At 66.6% G+C, this 18,554-nt stretch carries 16 protein-coding genes; 10 read left to right on the plus strand and 6 right to left on the minus strand.

The annotated features are described in order from the left end of the window. Positions 1 to 26: 26 nt before the first annotated feature. Entirely contained in the window at positions 27 to 2,345 is a 2,319-nt protein-coding gene (locus U5914_RS00705) for a PAS domain S-box protein (RefSeq protein WP_336133436.1), read from the minus strand. Positions 2,346 to 2,473: 128 nt separating this feature from the next. On the opposite strand from U5914_RS00705, the gene U5914_RS00710 reads away from it, so the two are divergent. Both U5914_RS00710 and U5914_RS00715 read left to right on the plus strand, forming a co-directional pair. Beyond that, complete coding sequence (locus tag U5914_RS00710; RefSeq protein WP_336133437.1) at positions 2,474 to 3,508, plus strand: saccharopine dehydrogenase family protein; 1,035 nt, start codon at positions 2,474 to 2,476, stop codon at positions 3,506 to 3,508. An 88-nt stretch (positions 3,509 to 3,596) separates the two neighbouring features. Continuing rightward, positions 3,597 to 4,247: a winged helix-turn-helix transcriptional regulator gene (locus U5914_RS00715; RefSeq protein ID WP_336133438.1), complete on the plus strand. Its 651-nt coding sequence runs from the start codon at positions 3,597 to 3,599 to the stop codon at positions 4,245 to 4,247. Between the two features lie 102 nt (positions 4,248 to 4,349). Here U5914_RS00715 and U5914_RS00720 read toward each other — a convergent pair whose 3' ends face one another. The 3 genes from U5914_RS00720 to U5914_RS00730 form a co-directional block, all read right to left on the minus strand. Then, a complete protein-coding gene (locus U5914_RS00720; RefSeq protein WP_336133439.1) occupies positions 4,350 to 5,333 on the minus strand; it encodes an LLM class flavin-dependent oxidoreductase in 984 nt (327 codons plus the stop codon). Positions 5,334 to 5,400: 67 nt separating this feature from the next. Next, positions 5,401 to 6,918, minus strand: coding sequence for a glycerol kinase GlpK (glpK, locus tag U5914_RS00725; protein WP_336133441.1), 1,518 nt, complete (start codon positions 6,916 to 6,918; stop codon positions 5,401 to 5,403). Between the two features lie 60 nt (positions 6,919 to 6,978). Further along, positions 6,979 to 7,479 carry a gamma carbonic anhydrase family protein gene (locus U5914_RS00730; protein ID WP_336133443.1) on the minus strand — a complete coding sequence of 167 codons (501 nt, stop codon included), beginning with the start codon at positions 7,477 to 7,479 and terminating at the stop codon, positions 6,979 to 6,981. A 393-nt stretch (positions 7,480 to 7,872) separates the two neighbouring features. Here U5914_RS00730 and U5914_RS00735 point away from each other — a divergent pair, with 393 nt between their 5' ends. From U5914_RS00735 to U5914_RS00770, 8 genes are all read left to right on the plus strand, one after another. Further along, positions 7,873 to 9,072 carry a LeuA family protein gene (locus U5914_RS00735; protein ID WP_336134058.1) on the plus strand — a complete coding sequence of 400 codons (1,200 nt, stop codon included), beginning with the start codon at positions 7,873 to 7,875 and terminating at the stop codon, positions 9,070 to 9,072. A gap of 295 nt (positions 9,073 to 9,367) precedes the next feature. Further along, complete coding sequence (gene ilvB, locus U5914_RS00740) at positions 9,368 to 11,122, plus strand: biosynthetic-type acetolactate synthase large subunit (RefSeq protein ID WP_336133444.1); 1,755 nt, start codon at positions 9,368 to 9,370, stop codon at positions 11,120 to 11,122. Next, the gene (gene ilvN / locus U5914_RS00745) at positions 11,119 to 11,751 is read left to right on the plus strand and encodes an acetolactate synthase small subunit (RefSeq protein ID WP_336133445.1); all 633 of its coding nucleotides are present in this window, start codon (positions 11,119 to 11,121) and stop codon (positions 11,749 to 11,751) included. The genes ilvB and ilvN overlap by 4 nt, the downstream gene beginning before the upstream one ends. Beyond that, the gene (ilvC, locus tag U5914_RS00750) at positions 11,748 to 12,743 is read left to right on the plus strand and encodes a ketol-acid reductoisomerase (protein WP_336133448.1); all 996 of its coding nucleotides are present in this window, start codon (positions 11,748 to 11,750) and stop codon (positions 12,741 to 12,743) included. The genes ilvN and ilvC overlap by 4 nt, the downstream gene beginning before the upstream one ends. Continuing rightward, positions 12,744 to 12,986: a DUF7989 family protein gene (locus U5914_RS00755; protein WP_336133449.1), complete on the plus strand. Its 243-nt coding sequence runs from the start codon at positions 12,744 to 12,746 to the stop codon at positions 12,984 to 12,986. Next, the gene (gene leuC / locus U5914_RS00760; protein WP_336133451.1) at positions 12,983 to 14,404 is read left to right on the plus strand and encodes a 3-isopropylmalate dehydratase large subunit; all 1,422 of its coding nucleotides are present in this window, start codon (positions 12,983 to 12,985) and stop codon (positions 14,402 to 14,404) included. The genes U5914_RS00755 and leuC overlap by 4 nt, the downstream gene beginning before the upstream one ends. Beyond that, positions 14,404 to 15,048, plus strand: a complete 645-nt coding sequence (leuD, locus tag U5914_RS00765; protein ID WP_336133453.1) for a 3-isopropylmalate dehydratase small subunit — start codon at positions 14,404 to 14,406, stop codon at positions 15,046 to 15,048. The genes leuC and leuD overlap by 1 nt, the downstream gene beginning before the upstream one ends. Next, positions 15,041 to 16,018 carry an isocitrate/isopropylmalate family dehydrogenase gene (locus tag U5914_RS00770; RefSeq protein WP_336133454.1) on the plus strand — a complete coding sequence of 326 codons (978 nt, stop codon included), beginning with the start codon at positions 15,041 to 15,043 and terminating at the stop codon, positions 16,016 to 16,018. The genes leuD and U5914_RS00770 overlap by 8 nt, the downstream gene beginning before the upstream one ends. A gap of 5 nt (positions 16,019 to 16,023) precedes the next feature. On the opposite strand, the gene U5914_RS00775 is transcribed toward U5914_RS00770, so the two are convergent. Both U5914_RS00775 and U5914_RS00780 read right to left on the minus strand, forming a co-directional pair. Then, on the minus strand, positions 16,024 to 16,488 hold the full coding sequence (locus tag U5914_RS00775; RefSeq protein ID WP_336133455.1) for a DUF5799 family protein: 465 nt from the start codon (positions 16,486 to 16,488) through the stop codon (positions 16,024 to 16,026). Between the two features lie 194 nt (positions 16,489 to 16,682). Further along, on the minus strand, positions 16,683 to 18,512 hold the full coding sequence (locus U5914_RS00780) for an FAD-binding protein (RefSeq protein ID WP_336134059.1): 1,830 nt from the start codon (positions 18,510 to 18,512) through the stop codon (positions 16,683 to 16,685). Between the last annotated feature and the right edge of the window lie 42 nt (positions 18,513 to 18,554).

The raw sequence follows: 18,554 nt of genomic DNA on the forward strand, positions 1-18,554 counted from the left end.
CACTGCGTCGCGGTCCGTGATAAGGGTCAGGCCGCGTCGGGGCGTTCGCCATCGATGCCGGTCCCGGCGCCCTCGTAGACTGGCAACTCCAGCAGGACCGTCGTTCCCTCGTCGTCGACGTCGAACCCGAGGACGCCGCCGTAGGATTCGACGAGCCATTTGACCAGCCACAGGCCGATACCCTGTGCGTGGTCGAGTTGGGTTATCTCCCGCTCGCCGAGGACGCGCTCGCGGTCGGCTGCCGGAATCCCGGGGCCGTTGTCGGACACCGCGAGCGTGACGAAGTTCTCGGCGCCGCCGTCCCGAAGTTCGAACCGGACCCGTGGCGTCTCGGCGTCGCCGTACTCGACGGCGTTGTCCATCAGTTCCCGGAGGACGCGAGTCAGTTTCGAATCGGCTCTGACGAAGCGGTTCGATGGAACGTCCGCGACGATTTCGGCCTCGGGGTAGGCCTCCGACGCTTCGGCACGGACCTCCGCGACGGTGTCGGCGAGGTCGATTTCGTGGTCGGCCGACGAGGACCGCTGGCCGACGATTCGCGACATATCGTTGGCCGTTTCGGCCATCTCGCTGAGGGTTTTCGCGGTTTCGACGATGGTCCTCGCACGGTCGGCGGTCCGCTCGTCGGGGGCGTCTTCGGCGATGGCGTCGGCAAACCCCATGACGATGCTGAGGTCGTTCCGAAGGTTGTGCCGGAGGATGCGGTTGACGACCTGCAGGTACTGGTCGCGCTCGGCGCGCTCGGTGATATCGGTGTAGATACCGAACGCGCGGTCGCTGTCGGCGTTCCGATACTCGAAGCCACGGAAGAGGAATCGGCGGTAGCCGTCGGTCGTGTTGCGGCGGGTTTCGGCGGCCACGGAGCCCTCTTCGCGTATCCGTTCGTCGAAGGCCTCGGCCTGCTCTCGCTCGTCAGGGGGGACGATGAGGTCGTTTATCGGTCTGCCGGTCGCTTCGGGCTCGGCGTAGCCGAACCGCTCTTCGAACGTCGGATTGACCGCACGGACGACGTTCCGCCCGTCGACGAACTCGGTTTCGACGACCGGGTCCGGAATGTGCTCGAACAGGTACCGGAACCGGTCGCGCTCGGCGGCGAGTTCGGCCTTGGTCTCCGCCAGGTCCGACCGGTCGTGAATGACCCCGACGAGGCCCCGATACTCCGTCGCATCCGACAGCAAGGAAAGTTCGATTTCGACGGGGACCGCCTCGCCATCGGCCGTCTCGATGGTCGTCTCGATGGTTCGACTCGCCTCGCCGGGCGCCGCCTGAAGTTCCCCGAGGGCCTCGTAGCCCGCCTCGACCGCGTCGGCATCGAGGAAGGCCGTCGCCGGTTCGTTGCGGAGTTGTTCGCTCTCGTAGCCGAACCGTTCGGCGACCGGTTCGGTGAACAACTCGATGGTCGCCTCGTCGCCGATGACGAACACCATCTGCTGGACGGTCTCGTGAATCGCCTTGTACCGGCGAAGCGATGCCTCCCGGTTCTCGCGGGCGATTTCGTGGCCGAGCCACTCGACGAGCAGTTCGATGAACCGCCGTTCGTCGTCGGTGAAGGCCAGTTCACGCGGGTCCGCGTCGGCGAAACAGAGCGTCCCGTAGAGTTCGCCGCCGACGGTAATCCGCCCGCCGAGGTAGCAACTGAGTCCCGATTCCTCGTAGACCGGGTTGCCGCTCCAGCCCTCGACCTCGGCGTCCTGAACGCCGAAGAGGCTCTCCGACTGGACGGTGTACTGACAGTAGGTCGTCGAGAGGTCGACGGGTCCCTGCTCGGAGAGTTCGTCGTTTCCGCGGGCGTGGGTGATGGTGTGGGTATCCCCCTCGATGCGGGAGACGAAACCGATATCCAGCCCGAGGATGCTTCGGCCGAGGTCGAGCAGTTCACCGACTTTCTCGTCGAAGGTCGCATCGTCGCCAGCGGCGATACGCGTGAGTTCCGCGATGGCGTTGGTGTCGTACGGGACCGACGTCGACCCGCTCCCCTCGGTAATCGCGTGGACCCGGTCGGCGAGCGCCGCATCGTCCCGTCGTAGCCGCGCCATCGAGGTGTACTCCGTCACGCCGAGGCGCGTCGCGTCGATGGCCACATCGCCGTCGGTCGCGTCGGTGTAGAGCAGAAACGGGACCGACCCGTCTCGCTCGCGGACCGCCCGCAGGACGTCGAGGCCCGTCTCGCCGTCGACGCCCCTGCCCGTCGGTGCGTCGAGTTCGTATCCGCTGACGACGCAGTCGACATCGCCCTCGCCGAGTCGCTGAACCGCGCTGTGGCTCGTCTCGACCCGTTCGACCTCGATAGAAGCGTCCCGCAAATAGACGTCATCCCGGGCGACGTGGACTGCACGAATCGTCATTTTGTAATTTTACCGCCCTTTTCCGGATATACTTTTGTCTCGCATCGAACCGTCTCCTCACCGAACTCACGCAGACCCGTATCCACGCCGTACTGTGGCTTTTTGATGTCGCCGGGCGAGATACCGCCATGACCCTGCTGATATACGGCGCATACGGCTACACGGGCGAACTCGTCGCAGAGGAGGCCGTCGACCGCGGCCTCGACGTCGTGGTCGCCGGCCGCAACGAGGTCCGAACCGACCACCTCGCCGCACGACTCGGCGTACCGGGGCGGGGGTTCGACGTCGGCGCCGCGGACGACCACCTCGACGATATCGACGTCTGTCTCAACTGTGCTGGTCCGTTCGTCGAGACGTACGAGCCGCTTGTCGAGGCGTGTCTCGAAACCGGAACCCACTACCTCGACATCACGGGCGAGTTGTCGGTCTTCGAGGCCATCGCCGAACGCGACCGCGAGGCCGAGAAGGCCGGCGTCTGTCTGCTCCCCGGCGTCGGCTTCGACGTGGTGCCGACCGACTGTCTGGCGGGCCACCTCCACGACCGCCTGCCCGAGGCCGACGAACTCCGTCTCGGGTTCGACCCCTCGGGCACCATCTCGAAGGGCACGCTCGCCTCGGTCATCGAACACGCCGACGCGGGCGGGAAGGTCCGGCGTGGCGGCCGCATCGTCGACGTACCGACCGCCCACGCACGCCGGCAAATCGACTTCGGTCGCGGCGAGCGCAACGCCGTCACCGTCCCGTGGGGCGACGTCTCGACGGCCTACTACACGACCGGCATCGAGAACATCGAGACCTACACCGCTGTTCCGCCACTGGTCGGGTCGGCCATGAAGCTCAGCCGGTTCGCCGCGCCCCTTTTCGGCCTCCCACCGGTCAAGGAGGCCCTCCAGACGCTCGCGCGGACGTTCGTCGACGGGCCGAGCGAACGCCAACGCGAGGAGGGCGCCTGCTACGTCTGGGGCGAGGCGACCGACGGCGAGACGACCGTCACCTCGCGGGTGAAAACGCCCGAGACCTACGCGCTGACGGTCGATGCGGCGACGACGGCCGCCGAGCGCATCTTGGCGGACGCGCCGACCGGCTTCGAGACGCCGGCGGCGGCCTTCGGCCCCGAGTTCGTCCTCGCTCTCGACGGCGTCGAGGGCTTCTTCGACGAGTAGTCTCTCGACGGTTCACGTACTCGTTCCTCGCTACCCTTTCGATAGCCGTGGGAAAAGGCATACATCCGACGCCGCCACAGGACCGTGTATGCATCGCCGGCCGCTGGTCGCCGCCCTCGTCGCCCTCCTCGTCGTCGGTCTGTTCGCGCCGCCGGCCGTCGCCGCCAGCGGCGACGGCGACGGAAAAGCCAGTCTCACCGCTCCCGTCGGCTTCGACTCCCCTGAAATCGACCGGTATCGCTCCGTCGTTCTCTCGTCGGGGCTTTCGCGGGCCGACACCGAGGGCGTCCTCGAACAGCGCACACGGAAGGCCGTCTACGCCGCGATTCGCGAATCGCCGGGGGCGGACCTCGCGACGCTGGCCGACGCCGTCGGCGTGACGAAATCGACCGTCCGCTACCACGCCGACGTCCTCCGAGACGCGGGCCTCGTCGAAGCCGTCGAGGCCGGTGGTGCGCTCCGCTTTGCGCCCGCCGAGATGAACGCCGACCTCGCGGCCGCCACGAGTGCCGAACCGACCAACGCCGTCCTCGAAGCCGTCGCCGAGACCGAACCGGCGTCCGTTCGGGAGGTCGCCGCGGTGACCGGTCGGGCGCAATCGACCGTTTCACATCACCTCTCGACGCTCGCCGACCGCGGCCTCGTCGAGCGAGAGCGCGCCGGCGAAGCCGTCCTCACCCGACTGTCAGACGAGACGCGGGCCGTGGTAGCCGACGCTCCCATCCCCGCCGACGATTGATACGGATCCTTGTAACGAATTACCGGCGAGCACCCGGTACGGTTCGGTACTCGCCGGTAAAAGACTACAAGATCCATATGAGCCGAGCTATCAGGCCGTCGCTCAGTGATTTGACGGTGCCAGTTCTTCTATCGTCCGTCGCGCCGTCTCCTCGTCGGCGTTGCTCGGAATCGTCACCATCGGGCGCGTCACGCAGTCGATGTCGGCGATATCTCGGAGTTCGTCGCGGGCCTCATCCGGTGTGCCGGCGACCCCAAGCGCGTCGACCATCTCGTCGGTGACGGCCTCGGTGGCGGCCGAGCGGTCGCCGGACCGCCACGCCGTGGCGACGGCCTCGGCTTCCTCGGGGAACAGTTCGGCGACGGCCCGCTCGTAGCCCTCACCGCTGCCGACGTAGTAGGCGACGTGCCCGCGGATGACGTCTCTGGCAGTCTCGGTATCGTCCGCGACGGCCGCCGGGACGTACGGCACGACGTCGATGGTCGTCTCCCGGCCCACCTTTTCGGCGTGTTCGCGGATGTACTCGTAGTTGTCCTGTAGAACGGGGAAGGGGATGTTGTGCGGAATCCACCCGTCACAGAGCCTCGCGACGACGCGCCTGTTGGCCTTTCCGAGCGCCGCGTGGTAGACCGGCACGTCGGCCCCGAGGGCGGGGAAGTCCTGTACCTCGAAGACCTCACCGTCGTATTCGACGCGCTCGTCGCCGTCGAGATACGCCTTCGTCACTTCGATGGTCTCGTGGGCCCGTCGCACCGGGTTGGGGTCGTCCCACTCGGCGCCGTGGAGGTCCTCGATGGACTTCTTCGTGGAGGTGCCGACCCCCAGTTTGAACTGGCCGCCGGCGACGTCGTCGAGAGACGCCGCGGTCATCGCCAGCACCGCGGGCGTCCGCGAGAAGACGTTGAGTATCGCCGTTCCGAGGTCGATGTCGTCGGTCCGGGTTGCTATCTCGGTGAGTCGGACGACGCTGCTTGCGCCCCACAGTTCGCCGAGCCAGAGGCCGTCGTAGCCGAGGTCCTCGGCCCGGGCCGCGAGGTCGCCGTCGTCCATCTCCGATACCATCGGGAGCAGCAGGTCGGTCGGCATATCTGTGTCAATCCACCACAGGGCCCATAAATGGGGAGGGCGAGTCCCGGCCGACGGCCGTGACGGTTCACTCCCGCGCCCAGCCTTTCGCGCGCTCGACGGCCTCGCTCCAGCGTTCGTAGCGCCGGTCGATGTCCGCGGCGGAATCCGGCGCGAATTCCCGGTCGATACGCCAGTTCTCGCGGAGTTCGTCGACGCTCTCCCAGTAGTCGACCGCGAGGCCGGCAGCGTAGGCCGCCCCGAGCGCGGTCGTCTCGTCGACGACCGGTCGGACGATGTCGCTTTCGAGGATGTCGGCCTGCAGGCCACAGAGGAAGTTGTTCTTGACGGCGCCGCCGTCGACGCGGAGGTCGGTGAGTTCGAGGCCGCTGTCCTCGACCATCGCCTCGACCACGTCCCGGGTCTGGTAGGCGATGGCCTCCAGGGTCGCCCGGACGATGTGGGCGCGTTCGGTCCCGCGAGTGAGGCCGACCATCGTCCCGCGTGCGCGCTGGTCCCAGTGTGGCGCCCCGAGGCCGGCGAAGGCGGGCACGAAGTAGACGCCGTCGGTCGAATCGACCTCGCGGGCGAGCCGTTCGGTATCGGCGGGGTCGTCGATGAGGTCGACGTCTTCGAGCCAGCCGATAGCGGCGCCGGTGACGAAGATGGAGCCTTCCAGGGCGTACTGGACGGGCTCGCCGGAGCGCTGGAAGGCAACGGTCGTCAGGAGGCCGTGGTCCGAATCGACAGCCTCCGCGCCAGTATTTAAAAGGAGGAAGGAGCCGGTGCCGTAGGTGTTCTTGGCGTCGCCGGCGTCGAAACAGGTCTGTCCGAAGAGGGCGGCCTGCTGGTCGCCGAGCGCGGCCGCGACGGGGATCTCCGCGCCGAAGACTTCCTTGTCGGTGCAGCCGTAGATATCGGCGTCGCTGGAGGGCCGAACTTCGGGCAGGACGGCCTCGGGCACGTCGAATTCCGCCAGCAGGTCCTCGTCCCACGCCATCTCGTGGATGTCGAAAAGCAGGGTTCGGGAAGCATTGGTCACGTCGGTAACGTGCTGGCCGGTGAGGTTCCAGACCAGCCACGAGTCGATGGTTCCGAAACACAGATCCCCGGCTTCGGCCCGCTCGCGGACGTCGGCGCCGCGGCCCCGGTCCGGCGCGATGGGGTCGGCGTTGTCCAGCAGCCACTCCAGTTTCGTCGCCGAGAAGTAGGCGTCCGGTTGGAGGCCGGTCTTCCGGCGGATGGCGGCCGCCCGGCCCTCCCGTTCGAGGCGTTCGACGCGCTCGGTCGTCCGGCGGTCCTGCCAGACGATGGCGTCGTGGACCGGTTCACCCGTTTCGGCGTCCCAGAGAACGGTCGTCTCCCGCTGGTTCGCCACGCCGAGGGCGGCGATATCGGTGGCGTCGATGCCGGCCGAATCGATGGCCGAACGGAGCGTCGAGACGGCGTTGTCGTATATCTCCTCGGGGTCGTGTTCGACCCACCCCGGTTCCGGATAGAACTGCTCGTGGGTCTCGTAGGCCTGCCCGTGGACGCGGCCCTCGCGGTCGAAGACCATGCTCCGGGTGCCCGTCGTCCCCTGGTCGATAGCCGCGACGTACGCCATGTCGGCGAGGCGGGCGCCGGGGGCAAATAAGTGACTCGTAACGCCGACCGCGAGTGAGGCTTATTCGAGGAGTTCGGAGTTCTCCATGTGCTCCCGCGAGAGTTCGACGTACCGGTCGCCGGCGTAGGCCCACGGCGAGTCTTCGACCTCCTTGAGTTTCTCGGCGGGGTTGCCGGCATAGAGCGTGTTCGGCTCGATTTCGGAGTCCTCGGTGACGAGGCTGTTGGCGCCGACCATCGCCTTCTCGCCGACGACGGTGCGGTCCAGTACGGTCGCGCTCATTCCGACCAGCGCGCGCTCGCCGACCTCGGCGTTGTGGACGATGGCGGTGTGGCCGACCGTCGCGTAGGGGCCGATTTCGGCGCCCTCGTGGAGGACGGCGTTGTCCTGGACGTTCGAGCCCTCCCGGAGGACGATGGGACCGTGGTCGCCGCGCAGGGTGACGTTCGGCCAGACGCTGGCGTCCTTCTCGATGGTCACGTCCCCGATGACGACTGCCGCCGGGTCGACGTAGGCGTCCTCGTGGACGTCGGGTTCGACGCCGTCGAAGCTTCGGAGCATACGCGCGGAGAGTCGCCGGGCCCTGTTAAACGTACGCGCTCCGGCGGCCGCTACCGCCGCGTCCAAGCGCGCCGCGACATGGCTTGGCGCGATGCGCCGCAACCAACTGACTGGATGTTCGTCAACTTCCGGACCGCGCGCGAGGTGGAAAACTACTCGATTCTAAACTCAGAGGTAGAAAATAACACGTACACGATTATTTAAACGCCGGTTCGACGCCGTCACATACCCAATTGTAGGAGGCCATTTTAGGACGTACTAGGCCGCTACGTCTTGCGGTTTTGTGAGGCGGCCGCCATCCGCTGTATATCAATCCCCGTGCAACATCTGTCTCAAGGACAGTTTTAAATAGGTGGCCGGACTTCCAATCGGTTGCTATGACACAGCACGAGGATACGTCGACTTCGTCGGCGGATCGAGTTCTTCCAGGGCACGCTAGATAGTACCTCAGAGATAAGTGAGGCCCGGATTTTCGACACGACCCTGCGCGACGGCGAACAGTCCCCGCGAACCTCGTTCGACTACGAGGACAAACGAGAGATAGCCGCCATCCTCGATGACATGGGCACGCACGTCATCGAGGCCGGATTCCCCGTGAACTCCGAGGCGGAGTTCGAAGCGGTATCGGACATCGCCGACGCGACGTCCACTACGGTCTGCGGGCTCGCCCGCGTCGTAGAGAAGGACATCGACGCCGCCATCGATTCCGGCGTCGAGATGGTGCACGTCTTCGCGTCCACCAGCGACGTCCAACTGCAGGATTCGATGCACGCGACCCGGCAGGAGGCGCTGGAGCGGTCCGTCGAGGCCGTCGAGCGCGTCAAGGACGCCGGCGTGACCTGCATGTACTCGCCGATGGACGCGACACGAACGGACGAACAGTTCTTGATCGACGTCATCGAGGCCGTCTCCGACGCCGGGACGGACTGGATAAATATCCCCGACACCTGCGGTGTCGCGACGCCACGACGGTTCTACGACATGGTCGAGAACGTCGTGGCACACACCGACGCCCACGTCGACGTCCACACCCACGACGACTTCGGGTTGGCGTCGGCCAACGCGCTGTCGGGCTTCGAGGCCGGCGCCGCACAGGCGCAGGTCTCGGTCAACGGCATCGGCGAACGGGCCGGCAACGCGGCCTACGAGGAGGTCGTCATGTCGCTGGAGTCGCTCTACGACGTCGATACGGGCATCAAGACCGAGCGAATCACGGAACTGGCCCGCATCGTCGAGGAGAAAAGCGACATCCCGATTCCGGCGAACAAGCCCATCGTGGGCGACAACGCCTTCTCCCACGAGTCGGGCATCCACGCCGCCGGCGTCATCGAGAACGCCGACACCTTCGAACCCGGCGTGATGACCCCCGAGATGGTCGGCGCGACCCGAGAGTTGGTACTCGGCAAACACACCGGCAAACACTCCGTCCGCGAGCGACTGGAGGACGCCGGCTTCGAACCGACCGACGCCGAGGTACGGGAGGTGACCCGCCGCGTCAAGGAACAGGGCGCACAGAAGGAGCAGGTCACCTTCGAGCGGCTCAAGGAGTTCGCCCGCGACGTGGGCATCAAACGCGAGGAGGTCCGCGTATAGGGATGTCCGTCGCGGCAGTTCGCTCCCCGTCACAGCGGCGGGTGAACGCGAGCGGCAAGGCTCGCGGAACGCGGAACCATTATTACGGTCGACGCCACTACCAAGGTAGTGATGAGACCCGCGACTGTTGGCGCGCGTCGAGCGCTTCTCGCCAGCGTCGCGATTATTGTAGGGGCCTAGCCCCTACACCTACTTTCTCTCCACCGCGGTTCGCATCGGTTTCAGACGACCACACTCACAGGACCATGTACACACAGCACTCCAATCGACGGTATCGCACGATGGGTGATTCGCCATGAGCGGCGAACCGGCCCAGGTCCCCTCGGAGTCCGAGACGGAACCGGACGCCGAAGCGGGAGCCAAAGACATCGAGACGGGCGCGGATGCGGTCGTGCGCGCGCTCGAGAACGCAGGCGTCGAGCACCTCTTCGGCGTGCAGGGCGGCGCAATCATGCCGGTTTACGACGCCCTGTACGACTCGGAGATGACACACGTCACGATGGCCCACGAACAGGGCGCGGCCCACGCAGCCGACGCATACGGCATCGTCTCCGGCGAGCCGGGCGTCTGTATGGCCACCTCCGGGCCGGGCGCGACCAACCTCGTGACGGGACTGGCCGACTCCAACATGGACTCGGACCCCGTCATCGCGCTGACGGGCCAAGTGTCGACGGATTTCGTCGGCAGCGACGCCTTCCAGGAGACCGACACCGTCGGCGTCACCACCCCAATCACGAAGGCCAACTTCTTCGCCGACGACTCCGAGGCGGTCGGCACCGACGTCGGCACCGCCTTCGCGCTCGCGAAGCGCGGCCGGCAGGGCCCGACGCTCGTCGACCTGCCGAAGGACGTCACGAAGGGCAACGCCACCGAGGACCCCGGCGAACCCGAAACGCCGAGTACGTACAACCCGCCGGAGACGGCCGAGCCAGAGGCCGTCGCCGAGGCCGCCGACGTGCTGGCCCAGGCCGACAAACCCGTCATTCTGGCGGGCGGCGGCGTCATCAAGGCAGAGGCCAGCGAGGTCCTCCGGGAGTTCGCCACCGAACACGAGATTCCGGTCATCACGACGATGCCCGGCATCGGCGCCTTCCCCGAGGACCACGAACTGTCCCTCGAGATGGCCGGCATGCACGGCACCGGCTACGCCAACATGGCCATCACGCTGACCGACTGCATGCTGGCTATCGGGACGCGCTTCGACGACCGCCTGACCGGCGGCGTCGAGACCTTCGCTCCCGACGCCGAGATCATTCACGTCGACATCGACCCCGCGGAAATCTCGAAGAACATCGAGGCTGACTATCCGCTGCTCGGCGACGCGAAGGCCGTCGTCAAACAGCTGTCGACGGCGATGCCGCACGCGCCGGAGGCCGACAGTTGGCGCGAGCAGGTCCAGACGTGGAAAGACGAGTACCCGATGGACTACTCGGCGCCCGAGGACGAACCCGTCAAGCCGCAGTACGTCGTCGAGCGGTTCGACGAGGAGACGGCCGACGACGCCATCGTCACGACCGGCGTCGGTCAACACCAGATGTGGGCCTGCCAGTACTGGACCTACAAGGAACCGCGCACGTGGGTCTCCTCCCACGGCCTCGGCGCGATGGGCTACGGCGTCCCCTCCGCCATCGGCGCGAAGATCGCGGCGCCCGACCAGGAGGTCGTCTGCTTCGACGGCGACGGCTCCTTCCTGATGACGTGTCAGGGCCTCTCGGTCGCCGTCCGCGAGGACCTCGATATCACTATCGTCGTGCTGAACAACGCCGCCATCGGTATGGTCCGACAGTGGCAGGACGCCTTCTTCGGCGAGCGCCACATGGCCTCGGAGTACCCGTGGGTGCCGGACTTCGACACCCTCGCTGAGGCCTTCGGCGCCCGCGGCTTCCGCATCGACACCTACGAGGAGGTCGACGAGGTCGTCGAGGAAGCCCTCGCGTACGACGGCCCGAGCGTCGTCGACGCACACATCGACCCCGGAGAGAACGTCTACCCGATGGTGCCGAGCGGCGGCGACAACGGCCTGTTCGCTCTCGCGGAGGACCAGCTATGAGCCGACGCGACGAGGACTACCGACAGGGCCTGGAGGGCCCCGAACCCGAGGAGCGAAAGCGGCCGGTCGGCCGCCGGAACTCTCAGGGCATCCGCGTCGACCCCGAGGTCGAGGCGGAACACGAGCCCCGACGGACCATCATCTCCGCGTACGTCGCGGACGAACCCGGCGTGCTGGCGCGGGTATCCGGCCTGTTCCACCGACGGCAGTTCAACATCGAATCGCTGACGGTCGGGCCCACGCAGAACGAGGGCTACTCCCGTATCACCCTCGTCATCGAGGAGCCCGAACCGGGCATCGAGCAGGCGAAGAAACAGCTCCAGAAGGTGCTACCGGTCGTTCACGTCCGCGAGTTGGACAACGACCCGGTGGCCCGCGAGTTGGTCATCCTGAAGGTCAACGGCGACGAGCCGGACAAGGTACAGGCCATCACGGAGATGTACGACGGCCAGACGCTGGACGCCGGTCCGCGGACCGTCACGGTCCAGATTACCGGCGACGAGAGCAAGATCGACGACGCCATCGACGCCTACGAGCAGTTCGGCATCCGGGAAATCGCCCGGACTGGACAGGCGGCGCTGGCACGTGGCGAGAAGGAAACCGCACGCGTAGACGAGACCCATACATGACTGACGCTACTATCTACTACGACGACGACGCAGACAGCACCGCACTCGACGACAAGACCGTAGCCGTCCTCGGCTACGGCAGTCAGGGCCACGCCCACGCCCAGAACCTCGACGATTCGGGGGTCGACGTGGTCGTCGGCCTGCGCGAGGATTCGTCCTCGCGAGACGCCGCCGAATCCGACGGTCTCGACGTGGCGACGCCCCGCAACGCCGCCGAGCAGGCCGACCTCGTGAGCGTGCTGGTCCCCGACACCGTCCAGCCGGCCGTCTACGAGGAGATTGCGCCGGTCCTCGAACCGGGCGACACGCTCCAGTTCGCCCACGGGTTCAACATCCACTACGGACAGATCGAGCCGAGCGAAGACGTCAACGTCACGATGGTCGCGCCGAAATCGCCCGGCCACCTCGTCCGCCGGAACTACGAGAACGACGAGGGCACGCCCGGCCTGCTGGCGGTCTATCAGGACGCCAACGGCGAGGCCCACGACGTCAGCCTCGCGTACGCGAAGGACATCGGCTGCACCCGCGCGGGCGTCGTCGAGACGACGTTCCGCGAGGAGACCGAGACCGACCTCTTCGGCGAGCAGGCCGTCCTCTGTGGCGGCGTCACCTCGCTGGTCAAGCAGGGCTACGAGACGCTCGTCGAGGCCGGCTACTCCCGCGAGATGGCCTACTTCGAGTGCCTGAACGAACTGAAACTGATTGTCGACCTCATGTACGAGGGCGGCAACAGCGAGATGTGGGACTCCGTCTCCGATACCGCCGAATACGGCGGGCTGACCCGCGGTGACCGCGTGGTCGACGAACACGCCCGCGAGCAGATGGAGGAGGTCCTCGAAGAGGTCCAGAACGGCACCTTCGCCCGCGAGTGGATCAACGAGAATCAGGCGGGCCGCCCGAGCTACAAACAGCTCCGAGAGGCCGAGAAGAACCACGACATCGAGGACGTGGGCGAGGACCTGCGCGCGCTGTTCGCGTGGGGAGACGAATAGATGACGACCGACGACACCGAGGACATGACAGAGAACACACTGGGCGAGATGAGCCACACCAATCCCTATACGGGGCGGGTGTTCGGCGACACACAGACGTATAGCCGCGGCCGAACCATCGCCGCCGACGGCGGTGAGGCCGACAGCGCCCCCGAAGCGGAGACGCTGAGCGACGTACGCCACACGCCGCCGGGCGAGAACGACGGCGCACAACGCGCCTACGACCGCGGAGCAGACCGATGAGCGAGGGAACGCTCTACGACAAGGTCTGGGACCGACACAAGGTGACGACCCTGCCGAACGGTCAGGACCAACTGTTCGTCGGCCTCCATCTCATCCATGAGGTCACGAGCCCGCAGGCCTTCGGGATGCTTCGGGAACGTGACATCGAAGTCGCTCGCCCCGATTTGACCCACGCGACGGTCGACCACATCGTCCCGACCGCCGACCAGTCGCGGCCGCTGGACAACGACGCCGCCGAGGAGATGATGGCGGAACTCGAGGAGAACGTCCGCGAGGCCGGCATCGAACTGGACGACCCGACGACGGGCAACCAGGGCATCGTCCACGTCATCGGGCCGGAGCAGGGCATCACCCAGCCGGGCAAGACCATCGTCTGCGGTGACAGCCACACCTCCACCCACGGCGCGTTCGGCGCCCTGGCGTTCGGTATCGGCACCTCCCAGATTCGGGACGTGCTGGCGACCCAGACGGTTGCGATGGAGAAGAAGAAGGTTCGCAAAATCGAGGTCACCGGCGAACTCGGTGAAGGCGTCACCGCCAAGGACATCATCCTGACCATCATTCGCCGCCTTGGCACCGAGGGCGGCGTCGGCTACGTCTACGAGTACGCCGGCGAGGCTATCGAGAACCTCGGCATGGAAGGCCGGATGTCCATCTGTAATATGTCCATCGAAGGCGGCGCTCGTGCGGGTTACGTCAACCCCGACGAGACCACCTACGAGTGGCTCAAGCAGACGGACGAATTTGCCGAGGACCCCGAGCGCTTCGAGGAACTGAAGCCCTACTGGGAGTCCATCAAATCCGACGACGCCGAATACGACGACATCGTCACAATCGACGGCTCCGAAATCGAACCCGTGGTCACGTGGGGAACCACCCCCGGTCAGGGTATCGGCATCACCGAAGAGATTCCCGCACCCGAGGACCTCCGCGAGGACAAGCAGGACACCGCCCGTCGCGCACAGGAACACATGCGCGTCGAACCCGGCGACACGATGGAGGGCTACAACATCGACGTCGCCTTCCTGGGCTCGTGTACGAACGCTCGACTGCCCGACCTCCGAGCCGCGGCGGAGATCGTCAAGGACCGCGAGGTCCACGACTCCGTCCGCGCGATGGTCGTCCCCGGCAGCCAGCGCGTCAAGGCTGCCGCCGAGGCGGAGGGTCTCGACGAGGTGTTCAAGGAGGCCGGCTTCGACTGGCGTGAGGCCGGCTGTTCGATGTGTCTCGGCATGAACGACGACCAACTGGTCGGCGACGAGGCGTGTGCCTCCTCGTCGAACCGGAACTTCGTCGGCCGACAGGGCTCGAAGGACGGCCGGACCGTCCTGATGAGCCCCGAGATGGTCGCCGCCGCAGCGGTCACCGGCGAAGTGACAGACGTGCGTGAACTGCCGAAGGCGGAGGTAGAGGCATAATGGCCGACGAAACCGAGATTCCGAGCGTCGAACACGTCGAAGGGACCGGGATTCCGGTCCGTGGGAACGACATCGACACCGACCAGATCATCCCGGCGCGCTTCATGAAGGTCGTCACCTTCGACGGCCTCGGGGAGTTCGCCTTCTTCGACCAGCGGTTCGACGACGAGGACAACGAGAAGGACCACCCGTTCAACGAGGAGCAGTATCAGGACGCCAACGTCCTGGTCGTCAACTCCAACTTCGGCTGTGGCTCCTCCCGAGAGCACGCCCCGCAGGCGCTGGTCCGCTGGGGCATCGACGCAATCATCGGCGAGTCTTTCGCGGAAATCTTCGCGGGCAACTGTCTCGCGCTGGGTGTGCCGACCGTCACGGCCGACACCGAGACCATCCGCGAACTGCAGGACTACGTCGAGAAGTACCCTGACAGCGAAATCGAGATCGACGTCGAGGCCGAGACGGTCTCCTACGACGACCGTGTCGTCGAAGTCGACGTCGACGACGCCCAGCGGAAGGCGCTTGTCGACGGCATCTGGGACACGACGGCGCTGATGAAGTCCAACACCGAGGCCATCGCCGACACCGCCGCGTCGCTGCCGTACATCGACGAGCCCGAAGCGCGGAAGGGACACGCCGATGACTGAGACGGTACTGGTCGTCCCCGGCGACGGTATCGGCCAGGAAGTCGTCCCTGCAGCCGTCGAGGTACTCGAAGCCGTCGCTGACTTCGAGTTCGTCAAGGCCCAGGCCGGCGACCACGTCAAGGAGGAGACCGGCGAGGCGCTGCCGGAGGAAACGCGACGACTGGCGACCGAAGCCGACGCGACGCTGTTCGGCGCCGCCGGCGAGACGGCCGCCGACGTCATCCTGCCGCTTCGGCAGGCGGTCGACTCCTTCGCCAACATCCGGCCGGCCCGCGCCTACCCGGGCGTCGACGCGCTCCGGCCCGAGACGGACATCGTGTTCGTCCGGGAGAACACCGAGGGCGTCTACAAGGGCATCGAGTCGGAAATCGACGAGGGCGTGACGACGCTGACTCGGGTCGTCACCGAGGACGCCTCCCGTCGAATCGCCGATTACGGCTTCGAATACGCCGCAGAGAACGGCTACGACGACGTGACGGTCGCCCACAAGGCCAACGTGATGCGCACTACCGACGGCCAGTTCCTCGATGCGGTCGCGGCCGTCGCCGAGGAGCGCGGTGCCGACTACGAGGAGGCGCTGATGGACGCGCTGGCGATGCATCTCCTCCTGACACCGGAGGAGTACGGCGTCGTCATCTGTCCGAATCTCGCGGGCGACATGCTCTCGGACCTCGCGGCGGGCCTCGTCGGCGGTCTCGGCCTCCTGCCGAGTGCCAACGTCGGCGAGGACAACGCGCTGTTCGAGCCAGTTCACGGCTCGGCACCGGACATCGCCGGAGAGGGTGTCGCCAACCCCGCGGCGACGATTCTGTCGGGCGCGATGCTACTGGAGCATCTCGGCTACGACGAGGAAGCAGCTGACGTTCGCGGCGCGGTCGAGGGCGTCCTCGCTGACGGCCCACGAACACCGGACCTCGGTGGGTCAGCCTCGACCGAGGACATCACCGCGGCCATCGTCGACCGGCTGTAACGGCCCTACTCTTCCTTCGCTTCGGCGGCAGCGGTTCGCACCTCGTCCCAGCGACCGCTCTCTTCGAGGTGTGCCTGCAGTTGCTGTGCGTAGGCGGTGACCAGTCGCTCGGCGGCTTGGAGTTTCTCCTCGTCGGTACCGTCATCGGTGTCGGTCCCGTTGCGACTGAGGCCGAGCGAGCCGAGCAGCGAATCGAGGAGGCCGCCGGAGCCGCCGTCGTCCTCGGCTGGCATTCCCATCGGCCCCATGTTGGCGACGTTCTCCAACTCGGGCATGACCGTCGGGAGTTCGGAGGTGTCGGCGACGAGCTGTGCGGCGTCCTCGTCGCCGGGGTTCCTGATGTCGAAGGTGGTCGCCGTCATGATAAGTCCCCACTCCTGTCGGGAGAACTGGGACTGTTCGACGCGACGGGTAAACTCGTTGTCGACGGCCATCCGGTCGCCGACGAGCATGTCCTGCCAGTCACTCATACCCCGGCGTAGGGACTGGGGGGGCTTATGCGTGGCGAGCAGGCGGGCCGCTCGACGGCCATCCGGGTCCCGCGCTCCCGCCTCGGCGGATGGCCGACGGTCGCTCAGAGCACACGCCGTCTGGCCGCGTGCTGGTATATAAACGGCTGGTCGACGGTGGTGGCGACGAAAGCAGAAAAGAACGCGACGGGTCGTCAGTACGAGCGGACCTTCGGTTCGTATTCCTTCTCTTCGCCTTCGAGGATGACGGGCTTGTAGTAGAGGTCGGGGGTGCCGTCCTCCCAGGCGATCATCGTGTGCTTGAGCCACTCGTCGTCCTTCCGCTCCTGATGTTCCTGCCGCCAGTGGGCGCCACGGAACTCGTCGCGGGCGAGGGCGCCGAGGGTGATGGTCTCGGCGATGTCGATGAGGTTGCGCGTCTCGATGGTGTGGATGAGGTCGGTGTTGAACGTCCGGGAGGGGTCCGACACCGCGACGTGCTGGTAGCGTTCGCGGCACTCGCGAATCACCTCCAGTGCGTCCTTGAGGCTATCCTTGTTGCGGAAGACGTTGACGTTCTCGGTCATCGCCTTCTGGAGGTCCTCGCGAATCTCGGCGTGGTTCGTGCCCTCGCGTTCGAGGAGGTTCTCGACGCGGCGGCGTTCGGCCTCGACGGCGGCTTCGACGATGCCGTCGGCGTCGACCATCGCGCCGTCGGCGACGACGTCCTCGTCGCCCGCGTCGACGGCGCCGGGTTCGACGGGCGTATCGAGGCTGTCCTCATCCTCGCTCTTGGCGGAGGGTCCGGTCGGGACCTCAGCCTCGCCGAGGTCCGTGCCGGCGGCGTGGCGGCCGGCGCGGGCGCCGAAGACGATGAGTTCCGGCAGCGCGTTGCCGCCGAGGCGGTTCGAGCCGTGGACCGACGCACAGGCACACTCGCCGGCTGCATAGAGGCCATCGATGCAGGTCTGGCCGTGCTCGTTGGTCTCGATGCCGCCCATGTGGTAGTGCTGGCCGGGCTTGACGGGCATCGGCTCCTCGACGGGGTTGACGCCCTCGAAGTCCTCCGCGAGGTGGATGATGTTCTCCAGTCGGTCGTGGATGCGCTCGTCGCCGAGGTGGCGCATGTCGAGGTAGACGTACTCGTCGTTGATGCCGCGGCCCTCGTTGACCTCGGTCAGTTCGGCGCGGGCGACGACGTCACGCGAGGCGAGTTCGCCGGCGTTGTTCGCGTAGCCGTACTCGAACATGAACCGCTCGCCCTCGCTGTTGTAGAGGATGCCACCCTCACCGCGGACACCCTCGGAGATGAGAACGCCCGTACTCGGCAGCGTGGTGGGGTGGAACTGGACGAACTCCATGTCCTCCAGCGGGACGCCGGCGCGGTAGGCCATCGCGGCCCCGTCGCCGGTGTTGGCGACGGCGTTGGTCGTGTGGTCGAAGACCTGCCCGTCGCCACCGGTGGCGAGGACGACGCCGTTCGTCGCGCGGAAGCCGGTGATATCGCCGCTCTTGATGTCGTAGGCCACGACGCCGTGACACTCCCGGTCGGCCGGGTCGTCGTGGTCGGTGACGGCGAGTTCGGAGACGTAGTACTCGTCGTAGACCTGAATGCCCCGTTTGACGACCTGCTCGTACATGGTGTGGAGCAGGTGGTGGCCGGTTTCGGCGCCGGCGTAGGTGGTTCGCGGGAAGGAGAGGCCGCCGAACGGTCGCTGGGAGACGCGGCCGTCGTCCTCTCGCGAGAAGGGCATCCCCCAGTGTTCGAGCTGGATGACCTCGTCGGGGGCGTCCTGGGCGAGCGTTTCGATGGCGGGGGCGTCACCGAGATAGTCGGACCCCTTCATCGTGTCGTACGCGTGGAGTTCCCAGTCGTCGCCGTCGCGGAGGGCGGCGTTGATGCCGCCTTCCGCGGCGCCGGTGTGGGAACGGACCGGATGCAGTTTGGTGACCATGGCGACGTCGGCGCCTTCCTCGTGGGCCGCGATGGCCGCACGAAGACCGGCACCGCCAGCGCCGACCACGATCACGTCGTGTTCGTGTATCGTCATTGTTTGTGATTAGTATTTGAAAGCCTTTAGCGTACG

This window comes from Natronomonas amylolytica, assembly GCF_037031205.1.
Lineage (GTDB): Archaea > Halobacteriota > Halobacteria > Halobacteriales > Haloarculaceae > Natronomonas > Natronomonas amylolytica.

Bases quoted from the DNA above. Each gene is read 5' to 3' on its own strand.
- U5914_RS00755 (WP_336133449.1), top strand. From the start codon at position 12,744: ATGACGACCGACGACACCGAGGACATGACAGAGAACACACTGGGCGAG.
- U5914_RS00720 (WP_336133439.1), bottom strand. From the start codon at position 5,333: ATGCCGACCGACCTGCTGCTCCCGATGGTATCGGAGATGGACGACGGC.
- U5914_RS00775 (WP_336133455.1), bottom strand. From the start codon at position 16,488: ATGAGTGACTGGCAGGACATGCTCGTCGGCGACCGGATGGCCGTCGAC.
- ilvB (WP_336133444.1), top strand. From the start codon at position 9,368: ATGAGCGGCGAACCGGCCCAGGTCCCCTCGGAGTCCGAGACGGAACCG.
- glpK (WP_336133441.1), bottom strand. From the start codon at position 6,918: ATGGCGTACGTCGCGGCTATCGACCAGGGGACGACGGGCACCCGGAGC.
- ilvC (WP_336133448.1), top strand. From the start codon at position 11,748: ATGACTGACGCTACTATCTACTACGACGACGACGCAGACAGCACCGCA.
- U5914_RS00730 (WP_336133443.1), bottom strand. From the start codon at position 7,479: ATGCTCCGAAGCTTCGACGGCGTCGAACCCGACGTCCACGAGGACGCC.
- U5914_RS00705 (WP_336133436.1), bottom strand. From the start codon at position 2,345: ATGACGATTCGTGCAGTCCACGTCGCCCGGGATGACGTCTATTTGCGG.
- U5914_RS00770 (WP_336133454.1), top strand. From the start codon at position 15,041: ATGACTGAGACGGTACTGGTCGTCCCCGGCGACGGTATCGGCCAGGAA.
- U5914_RS00710 (WP_336133437.1), top strand. From the start codon at position 2,474: ATGACCCTGCTGATATACGGCGCATACGGCTACACGGGCGAACTCGTC.
- U5914_RS00715 (WP_336133438.1), top strand. From the start codon at position 3,597: ATGCATCGCCGGCCGCTGGTCGCCGCCCTCGTCGCCCTCCTCGTCGTC.
- leuD (WP_336133453.1), top strand. From the start codon at position 14,404: ATGGCCGACGAAACCGAGATTCCGAGCGTCGAACACGTCGAAGGGACC.
- ilvN (WP_336133445.1), top strand. From the start codon at position 11,119: ATGAGCCGACGCGACGAGGACTACCGACAGGGCCTGGAGGGCCCCGAA.
- leuC (WP_336133451.1), top strand. From the start codon at position 12,983: ATGAGCGAGGGAACGCTCTACGACAAGGTCTGGGACCGACACAAGGTG.